This is a genomic window from Streptomyces sp. NPDC086023 (genome assembly GCF_044540325.1).
Lineage (GTDB): Bacteria > Actinomycetota > Actinomycetes > Streptomycetales > Streptomycetaceae > Streptomyces.
Genome location: NZ_JBITRX010000037.1, coordinates 34,700 through 43,849, shown reverse-complemented (window position 1 = coordinate 43,849; position 9,150 = coordinate 34,700). Strand labels below are relative to the sequence as shown.

The 9,150-nt window shown below is 69.6% G+C and carries 9 protein-coding genes and 1 tRNA gene; 8 read left to right on the top strand and 2 right to left on the bottom strand.

From position 1 onward, the window contains the following. Nucleotides 1-617: 617 nt before the first annotated feature. The gene (locus ACIF6F_RS36885) at nucleotides 618-965 is read right to left on the bottom strand and encodes a helix-turn-helix domain-containing protein (RefSeq protein WP_399958003.1); all 348 of its coding nucleotides are present in this window, start codon (nucleotides 963-965) and stop codon (nucleotides 618-620) included. 467 nt (nucleotides 966-1,432) lie between these two features. Between ACIF6F_RS36885 and ACIF6F_RS36880 the strand changes: the two genes are divergently transcribed. The 8 genes from ACIF6F_RS36880 (at nucleotide 1,433) to ACIF6F_RS36845 (ending at nucleotide 8,352) form a co-directional block, all read left to right on the top strand. After that, nucleotides 1,433-2,002: a hypothetical protein gene (locus tag ACIF6F_RS36880; RefSeq protein WP_399958000.1), complete on the top strand. Its 570-nt coding sequence runs from the start codon at nucleotides 1,433-1,435 to the stop codon at nucleotides 2,000-2,002. 394 nt (nucleotides 2,003-2,396) lie between these two features. Beyond that, nucleotides 2,397-2,912 carry a hypothetical protein gene (locus ACIF6F_RS36875; protein WP_399957997.1) on the top strand — a complete coding sequence of 172 codons (516 nt, stop codon included), beginning with the start codon at nucleotides 2,397-2,399 and terminating at the stop codon, nucleotides 2,910-2,912. A 230-nt stretch (nucleotides 2,913-3,142) separates the two neighbouring features. Next, the gene (locus ACIF6F_RS36870) at nucleotides 3,143-4,081 is read left to right on the top strand and encodes a hypothetical protein (protein ID WP_399957994.1); all 939 of its coding nucleotides are present in this window, start codon (nucleotides 3,143-3,145) and stop codon (nucleotides 4,079-4,081) included. A 605-nt stretch (nucleotides 4,082-4,686) separates the two neighbouring features. Next, nucleotides 4,687-5,505 (top strand): hypothetical protein, encoded by an 819-nt coding sequence (locus tag ACIF6F_RS36865; protein WP_399957991.1) that lies wholly within the window; start codon nucleotides 4,687-4,689, stop codon nucleotides 5,503-5,505. Between the two features lie 529 nt (nucleotides 5,506-6,034). Next, a tRNA-Arg gene (locus ACIF6F_RS36860) sits at nucleotides 6,035-6,107 on the top strand. 284 nt (nucleotides 6,108-6,391) lie between these two features. Further along, nucleotides 6,392-6,580: a hypothetical protein gene (locus tag ACIF6F_RS36855; protein WP_399957988.1), complete on the top strand. Its 189-nt coding sequence runs from the start codon at nucleotides 6,392-6,394 to the stop codon at nucleotides 6,578-6,580. 287 nt (nucleotides 6,581-6,867) lie between these two features. Beyond that, entirely contained in the window at nucleotides 6,868-7,170 is a 303-nt protein-coding gene (locus ACIF6F_RS36850) for a hypothetical protein (protein WP_399957985.1), read from the top strand. 972 nt (nucleotides 7,171-8,142) lie between these two features. Then, entirely contained in the window at nucleotides 8,143-8,352 is a 210-nt protein-coding gene (locus ACIF6F_RS36845; protein WP_399957982.1) for a hypothetical protein, read from the top strand. 113 nt (nucleotides 8,353-8,465) lie between these two features. On the opposite strand, the gene ACIF6F_RS36840 is transcribed toward ACIF6F_RS36845, so the two are convergent. After that, nucleotides 8,466-9,122, bottom strand: coding sequence for a hypothetical protein (locus ACIF6F_RS36840; protein WP_399957979.1), 657 nt, complete (start codon nucleotides 9,120-9,122; stop codon nucleotides 8,466-8,468). Nucleotides 9,123-9,150 lie beyond the last annotated feature (28 nt).

The following is a 9,150-nucleotide window of genomic DNA, read 5'->3' as shown; positions in this document are numbered from 1 at the left end:
CAGTCCCAACGAATACGAACGACGACACCACGCCGCTAAGCTCACGCTCGCCGCGTGATCAACCAAGCGCGTCCACCATCACGGGGGAAGGCCCGAAAGGAGAAGGGCTGACGACTCGACTCACGGCCGACGATCAGGGGCGAGTGTGATCAAGCCGTCCGGGATCCAGCCCTCCAGGTAGCCCTCGACGAACAACTCGAGTTCCGGGAGGTGAAGGTGGGCAGCCCCCCGGAGCGCTTGGCGCCACGGCACCCACCAAGAGGCGGAGTGGATGTGCGCGTCTGCATGTGCCGTGTACACGCGCGCCCGCCGAGCATGGCGGCCCGCCTCGGCGGGCAGATCCAGGCGAGCGACGACTGCTCCGAAGCGCAGGACCGGATCCGAGACGACTCGGCGAACTGCCGCCCTGTAACTCTCCCCGGGTGCGCACAGCGTCCCGGGCAAAGTCCAGCTCTCCAGGGGGGTGACGGACGAGTCTCAACCTCTGCGATTCGTCGAAGCACAGCAGATACGCCTCCCGCCGCACTTCAGGTGCATACATGTACACACTAACCAGGATCGCTCCGTGGCCTCGTGGCGCATCCCAGCACGACTGAACGGAGGAGGAGCCGCGAAGGTCAGGACCGTGGGCCCTGCGGAGGCAGGGCTGCCGGCCCGGGCCACAGCTGGAACCCGAACGCCGCCTCCAGGCGGGCGAGCGTCCCCAGATCCGGCATGACCCTGCCGTTGACGACGCGACTGATGGTCGAATGGGTGAGGCCCGTCGCTTCGGCAAGGCTGCGAAGGGTGTGTCCGGTGGAGGTCATGGCCCGCTCGAGGTTCCGGGACAGGGACTGTCCGTAGTACGCGCTGACCGGCGCGTCGGGAGCAAGGGCAGCATGCGGCCAAGCGCCATCCACGACGTAGTCGCGCGGCTGCTTGTCGTTACTGCTCCGGGGCATGCCGAAATCATCCCACGCACCCATGGGTCCGATCCTTCACCCGTCCAAGACGCCTCGCGAGGCATCCAGCCAGTGTTGCAAGTACGGAACATAATAGAGCGTCAACCCTTCCCTTCGGCGGTTTCGTCAACCTCCCCCGCCGACCAGGGACCGGGCGGGCACCTCTCCTCCAGACCCGCCTGCGGCCGGCTTGAGGAAGGTGCCTCCTGGGACGAGACGGGCAGATACCGGAGGGCGCTGCGCGGACACGCACGCACTGCATTCACTGAGTGGACGCACACTTGCCGCCGGGGTATCTCCCCAGACGGTCCGCACGCACTGTTCAAGGCGAACCAAAGCCTGCCCGCGAAGCCCCTAACTGCGGCTTGACACTTACAAGTTGATGACTCCCCTCTGCGAGTGGAGAGAAAGCACTGCGAGTGTCGCCGTTCGCCTGCGCAGCGTGCTTTGGGGCGCTAGCTTGTGCATGGATCACTCAAGGGGGGAGATGCGTGCATACCGAGAATGCGGGCGACGCGGCCAACCCCCTCATTGAGCACCTGCGCCAGGTCGAAGCCATCGAGCACAACCGATGGACGGCCGCGGAAGCAGCCTGCAGCAAGGCCGCCGATCGCGTGAACGAACTGCGTCAGCGTCTTCTGGAAGCGGAGAAGGAAGTCGATGCCGCCGAGCAAGGCCTGACGGTTGCCACGGAGCGGTTGGCCGCAGTTCGCGAGACCATTGCCAGCGCCGAGCGATTCCTTGCCCGTCCGGCGGAAGGCGAAGCTGGGCCACAGGACGGCGAAAGCGGGCGGCAACGGCAGGGAGCGACCACTGGGGCCCGACCGGGCGGTTCGGAGAAGGACGAGCCGGGTGCGCCGACCCTGAAAGCGCTCATCCTCAGGGCGCTCAGTGGGGGGCAGGCGACATCCCTCGGAGAGATTTTCGATCACGTCCGCCGCTCACGTCCGGATACCAAGCAGAATTCGATCCGCTCCACTCTGGCCAATATGCTCCCAGAGGACAGGGTCGTATCGGTGGCGCGCGGGATCTACCAACTTGTTCCGGAGGCGCATACGTAGAGGCCGAACCTCTCATGCTGACGAAGAGGCGCCGCCCGGGTGTGCAGACCCAGGGCGGCGCCGAAGACACGTCAGCTGAGGGCCCACGCGTCGAGCCCAGGCTAGGGCATGGGTGGATCACGCACGGGCTGTCCGCGGAATTCGAGCACGACAACCTTGATCAAGCTGAGGGCCGCATCATGCCGCGCAGTGCATTTACGCACCACCCTGCCCGCCTGTCACCTCCTGATGGCGCTCACCGCGCCTCCGTCAGGAGCAGGCGATGAGCCGTCGGACAACCGACCGGTCCACCTCCGCTCGCATCCTCCCGACCGAGGCCATGGAAGCGCGGCGGCAGCTCGAGCTTCTGGATGTCGCCGCAGGGCTCACGCGTGGCCAGACGGAGGGTGCGCCCTTGGCCGCAGTGAGCGCGACGCTGGGGATCGCCGAGAAGACGGTCGCCGGAGCGCACGGATTCCTTGGACAGAACGGGCTCTTCGAACCGGGCTGCCAGACCTTCATCCTCACCGCCGCCGGCCTCCGCCTGGCCGAACTGCGCACCTCCGATTCCGCCCGCGCCCGGCTGTTCCTGCGGGAACTCTGGGGTTCCTCCTGGTTCACCTTGAGCACGATGCGCCTTCTCGATGCAGCGCCCCAGGACGTCACCACCCTGGCCGAGCACTTGACCCGCGGCATCAGCCGACGGATCGAGCGGGGGCTGCACCTGGTGCACTGGCTCGAGTACGCCCTGGTGGTCCACAAGGAGGAAGGGGGCCAGATGGCACTCCTGCGCGAGACGCAGCCCCCGCAGCCCGCCCTGCCGTTCATCGGGTCCAGCCATGCCGTCGCGGCACTGCCTCGTGAGCGGTTCCTCGAAGTGATGAGCGCGTACCGCGCGATCGCCCGCGCCTTCGCCCCGCCACAGTTCTAGGACAGGCCGCCCAAGGATCTCCTGCACCGGCAGGCGCCGCCGGGGTGCCACCCGCCGCCAGCGGGCCTCGCCGCGCTCCTCACTCCTTCGAACCCCACATGTTGCCGCGGAGCTCACCCATGCCCAATGTGTTGCATGTATGCAACATTGCCGACTCTTGGATCCGCCCTTTTGCCTCACACCCGGAGGGGGCGGCTCCCACCCGCACCGACTATCAGAGGAGGCCCATCGTGGGAACCGACCTCTCCCTCGCACATGGAATCGTCCGCGTTCTGCAGGTCTGGCAGCACATGACCGCCAACAGTGAAATGTCGCACCAGACCTTCGACAAATTCGGCCTCCTGCTCCAAAGGTTCGGGCGGTACGCCACCGTGCGCGGCGCGCTCCTCATCGCCGACGTCCGATCCGACCTCGTGGAGGACTTCGTCAACGCCAAAGGCCACAGCCGCCATGGCCGCGTGTCCGATCCGGCCGTCGCCACCCGGCTGTTGCGGCGCAGTGTCGTACGTGCCGCCTATCGCGTGCTGCGTGAGCTCGGCCTGAGTGACCAGGACCCGGCAAGGGACATCCCTCTGCCCGCCCGTACCCATGGAGGTGTGCGCGCCCTGACCGAGGACGAGGTCGTGGCCCTCCGCCATCACGCCTCCTACTCCGCCCGACCGACCCGGCTCGCCGCAGCAGCCGCTCTGGCCCTGGCCGGCGGGCACAGCGGAGAAATCGGGCACATCGTCGCCGCCGACCTCGACCTGTCCCTTCAAAGGGTCTGGATGCACGGCTCCATCAAGTACGAGGCGCGCTGGTGCCGGCTGGACGCCTGGAGTCGACAGGTGCTTGCCGAGCGGGCCCGCCAGGTCGCCGCCCGGCATTCCGAGCCAGCCACCGCCCACCTGGCCGTTTCAAGCAGGCCGACCTCGGATGCGGCCCTGCAGGCACGTGCGTGCGTAGCCCTTGGGGGCCTCCTGCGCCGCATCGGGCTCGGCGGCGAGCCGGACGTCAAGCCCGCCTCCATTACTGCCACCGCCGCGGTCGTGGCATTCGAAGCCACCGGACGCATCGAGGAAGCCGCCCGCACCCTCGGGCTGCGTTCCCTCGACCGGGCCGCCGAGGTGATCGACTACGACTGGCGCTGCAACCGCGCCCACACCGATGGAGTGCCGCCCCGTGCCTGACGACATCTTCGGCGCACCCGTACCCGAGGCCGACCGCCGCAGCCGCAAGCGCCAACTCCGCGACCAGCACCAGCGCCCCCTCCCCGAACGCGTTCGGGACTGCCTCGACTACCCACTGCTATACGAGATGGCCGACCTCCTCCCCCCGCCCTCGAACGTCGGTTGCCCGCGCGAGTACCCGGCGATCGTGTACATGCTCTTGGCGGCCTTGACGCCGGTGGCGAAGTCCAAGCGTGCGGCCGTCGGCCACCTGACCTCCCCACAGGAATGGCGCAGCCTCCGCGCGCACGTACGCCGTAATCTCGGCCGCAGAACCGCCGCGGCCCTTCCCTTGAACGCACCTTCGCGCAACCAGTTCCAGGACGCGGTCGACAAGCTCCTCGTACCGAGCAGCGACCTGCTGGAGGAGGCCTTCCGCACGTACGCCGCCCGCCAGGCACAGGAACAGGGCCTGTTCCCCCCTGACGCCCCGAAGATCTGGAGCAGGCCGGAGCGCCGCCAGCTTCTCGTCGGCGACGCCACCGTCCCCAAAGCGATTTCCAAGGCGAGGAGGCGTCGATCCCGCCGCCCGCGACTACTACGAGAACGGCGAGAAGGCGAAGCGGATGGTGCGGGGAAGCAAGTGGTTCTTCGCGTCGGGCCGCTCCGACGGGTACTGGACCGGCGTCATCCTCTCCTTCGCCCACGTCGCCGGCGGCGAGTACGAGGACGAAGCAGCCGTTGCCGTCCGGCAGTTCCTCATGCTGAAGGACGTCCTGCCCGGCTGCATGGGCATCGTCTACGACGGAGCCCTGCGCGGGGTGCACCGCGACGTACTGGCCCGCCGCGGCATGCTCGCCATCAACAAGCAGCACGGCTCGGTCAAGCCCGTGTTCTACGAGCATCTCAAGGCCTGCCGCAGTGGACACGAGCTGTGGTGCAGCGACGGACGCATCGCCGAGAGCATCGCCCTCGACGACGGCACCCGCATCCTCACCCCGGTACCGATCACCAAGCTGGAGCCGCGCATCGGTGTCACCAAGAGCCGCTGGTACCACGTCCTGCGTATCCCGTGCCGACACGGAGATCACACCCACCGGGTCCCGGTCGGCATCACGACCACCCAGGAGGACCGAGCCCTGCGGGAGGCGGGCAGCGGCAAGCCGCTCAAGAGCGACAGCGAACGCCGCTTCCACCGCGCCGAGCTCCTCCAGCAGATCCCCCAGCCGACCCTGGCCCACCAGCGCGTCTACCCGTACCGCGCGGACTCCGAGTCCGTCCACGCCCAATTCGACCAGAGTCTGTGGAACCGACGCATGATCGCGTACGGCATCGAACGCCAGAAGATCTTCGTCCTCGGCTTCGCCTTGGCCCAGAACGCCACCAGCCACCGACTCCACCGAGAACGGCTCACCCAGGCCCAGTCGGCCACGGGCCCTACCTGATCCCACCAGCACTGCCACACAGCTGCGAAGGCCGCGCTCCCCACCGGGGCGCGGCCTTCGCATGTCTGGTGCGACAGGGCCCGGCAGGTGGCCCAGGTGCACGGCGTCGACAGCCACCTCCGCCGGGACGCGCCGGCTCCCACCCGACGGAAAGCACGACGCCGTCGCAGCCCCCGCACGCCCGGCAGCGACCCCTCTTCCAGGGAGCCAAGCCGCTAAGGAGACGGAACGGACACCTGCACGGGACGGCAGGCATGAACGGCACTTCCGTCACCGCTGACACGGCACGCGTTTCCGCAGCTCAGCAGCCACTGGCGCGCAATCCTGGATGTGACGCGTTATGGGGGCGCACCCGCGCAGCACGATCGGCTAGGCTGTCTGCGGGCAGTCGGCTACCGGCCGCATGCTCGGGAAAGTGTCCACGAGGACTCTGCCCCAGCGGCGTCGGCACACCAGCTGACCTGGAGGTTTGCGTTGCCGGCCGAGGATCCCGCTATGGGGTTTCCGGCAAGGTTTTCCGCAAGCCCCCGCCTTCGTAGCTCAGGGGATAGAGCACCGCTCTCCTAAAGCGGGTGTCGCAGGTTCGAATCCTGCCGGGGGCACACGGCTGAGGGGCGCCTACCAGTTCTGGTAGGTGCCCCTTTGGTGTGCACGGCCTTGTCACTGCTCGGGCTTACCGTCCGGGCCATGACGAAGAGACCCCCTGAGATGTGGCGGGCCTGGATGGCCGAGGTGGGCCCCGGCGTGGCGGCGAGGACGCTGGAGCCGGAGTGTGCCGGTGCGGTGGAGATGTACCCCGAATCCTTGCTGCGGGCGACCGATGCGGCGTGGGAAGCGTTCGAGGCGGAGGTGCGGGCCTTGGGGCAGCCCTGCGGTCGAGCGAGTCGTGCTCGCCCTCAACGCCGTCGACGCGGACCCCGGTCATGGCGGCGCCGGCTTCTGCACCGAAGAGCGCGAGCAGCTGTGCGAGTACATCGTTCTCACCTTGGGCGAGCACGGTGTGGATGTTGCCGCCCTTGCCGCCAGGAAGGGTATCGGCCGCTCCGAGATCACCGATGACTGGCGCGACTGGTGACGTACACAGGTGACATCAACCGCGGTGGATTGCGGGGGTCGCGGGTTCGAATCCTGCCGAGGACACCTGGGCAGAGGCACCTCACCGTTGTGGTGGGGGCCTTTGGTGTTTGGCCCGGGCGGGGTCTTGGGGTGCGGTGCGGGGTGGGCGGTACCGGTGCGCTGTCGGGATGAACGTGCTGGTGGGGGGCTCAGAGGTGGGGCGGCGGGGCCGATGGAAGTGCTGATGGCTGGTGGCGCTCGGCCCGCTTCCGGGGAGCGTCCGGCCCTGGCCTGAAAGGGAGATGGGTGCGTTCTCCGTACGGAACGAAGCTGTGGCTGCGCCCGCTGCCGCGGAGCGGGGCGTGGGTTGCCGGTGGCGCGCTGGCGTCGCTGGGGCTGGTGCTGGTGGGGCTCGTCGCGCTGTGGCGAGTGCCGCCGGTGTGGCGGATGCGGCTGATGCTGCGGGTGCGGCTCGTGAGCGCGGCGCGGCCGCCGCGGCTGTCGCGCTTCCGGCTGGTGGTGGGGGCGGGGGCGGTGGCGATGACTGCCGGCCGCGGAGGCCGGGAGTGCCGGACAGCCAGCCGCCGGGCCCGGTTCGGGTGGGCGTGAACCCCGGACGTGGTGGTGCGGGTGGTCCGGATGGTTTGGCTGGTCCGGGTGGTGGGGCTGGTTGGGGTGGTGCGGCTGGCTCGCGTGGCGTGGGTGGGTCGGGTGGTGGTGGGGGCGAGTGTAACGAGGGGCCGCCTGGGCCGCCTGGTCCGGCGGGGCCTGTTGGACCAGTCGGACCGGCTGGACCGCAGGGAGCCACTGGGCCGGCTGGTGCGCAGGGTCCGGTCGGGCCGAGTGGGGCTACTGGAGCTACGGGGTCGGCGGGGCTGGCCGGATCGCAGGGCGAGCCCGGTCCGGTCGGAGCTACGGGTGCAATGGGTGCAACGGGTGCCACCGGGGTTCCGGGGGCCACCGGGGCCACGGGCGCCACCGGAGCCACTGGAGCTACGGGCGCCACCGGAGCTACGGGGACCGCCGCGGTGCTGACGCTGGGTGGGGGCGGGGCCGGGTGGGCGTCAGCGGTTCGCGTGGGTGCGGCGGAGGAGTGAGAGGCCGAGGCACGCGGCGCCGACTGCCGCCATGCCGGCGCCCGGCCGGGGCGCCGGCTGCTCCTGGCCCTGGGTGGGGCCGTGGGCGAGTCGGCGAAGGCCGCCTGCGCCGGGACGGCGAGTGCGGCGGTGACGGCGGTGACGGCGGTCACGGCGGTCACGGCGGTGACGGCGGCGGTACGGAAGGTGGCGCGCAGGGCCTGGTTCCCGCGGGACGCTGCCGCCCGGTCGTCGGCATTTGCCGGGGCGACGGAGACGAAGCTACGCGGGGCGTGTTCCGGTTGCCCGTAGGGGATGTAACGGCCGGGTGGATGTGCGGGAGCGAAGTCGTGAAATGCGGGAGGGCTGCGCGAAAGGGCAGGTCGGACGGCCCGGGCGGACTCCGCCGCCCCGCCCGCGGGGCCCGCAGCGGATGCATATGCCCCTGTATGTGCCTACGATCCGAATAGTCCGATCGAGCACCGTCTGAAGAGGTGAAGCCAGGATGGCGAAGAGGCAGAACAAGGGCCGCTCCGAGCTGCTGGAAGCCCTCAGGAGCGCGGACGCCGGCGGCCCGCCGCGCGATACGGGGCACGGCTTCGGCGGCCCCGTCCCCAGCAAGGTCAAGGGCGGCGCCCACACCAAGGCGGAGCTCAAGCGAGCGGGCTCGCCGCAGGGCGACCGCATCGGCGAGCGGAGCCGGGGGCTGAGCTGACCCCCGCCGCACCCCCCAGACGCGACGAAGCCCTCCCGGGGCGCATCTTCCGGGAGGGCTTCGTCACATCGTGAAGTTTCGTGCCGATTCATCCGGCTTGTCCGCTTGGTTCGCTACCTGGCCTTCTCCGCCCAGCGGCGCGTGAGCACCGATATCGACTCGGCGACCTCGTCGAGGCTCTCGCTGTTCGTCCGGATCCCGCGGTTCAGCTCGATGTGCAGGAAGCGCAGCCGCTCCTCGGCCGCCACCTGGCCCTGCTCGTTGGATGTGCCGGACAGCTTGCACTTACGGGCCCAGGCCGGGCAGACCTCCAGGTCCCCGGCCTTCAGCTGCCGTGCCAGCAGCTTCGCGTCCGCCACCGCCCGGTCACCCGCGCCCGTCGAGACCACGACGTCGAACTCCGGGAAGGACTCGTTCGCGAAGCCGTGCAGCTGGACGCCCGGCAGCTTCCGCCCCATGAGCTCGTCGATGACGCTGTGGAAGACCGAGTCCGTGCGGTGCGCGACGTCCGCCGCGTTGCCGGTCCCGGCCGTACGGTGCGCTCCCGCGAGCACCAGTACGCCGCCCGGCTCCCCCCGCAGCACCCGCGCGCCGAGGTCCTCGGTGTTCTCGTCCGCGACCGGATGGGGCACCTGCACCGACCAGCGGACCGGCTCGGTCAGGTCGAGGTAGACCCGCCCCCAGCCGCGGCTGCGGCTGCCGGTGAAGCTGGCCGTGTCGGCCACCTCCGCGAAGCGGCGCCCGCTCACCGAGTCGGTGAAGGTCTGCAAACCGTAGTCGACCTCTGCGAGCTGCCGT

What these genes read in the sequence shown, in the direction of transcription:
- ACIF6F_RS36885 (WP_399958003.1), bottom strand. Translation starts at nt 965, where the DNA reads ATGGGTGCGTGGGATGATTTCGGCATGCCCCGGAGCAGTAACGACAAG.
- ACIF6F_RS36865 (WP_399957991.1), top strand. Translation starts at nt 4,687, where the DNA reads ATGGTGCGGGGAAGCAAGTGGTTCTTCGCGTCGGGCCGCTCCGACGGG.
- ACIF6F_RS36845 (WP_399957982.1), top strand. Translation starts at nt 8,143, where the DNA reads ATGGCGAAGAGGCAGAACAAGGGCCGCTCCGAGCTGCTGGAAGCCCTC.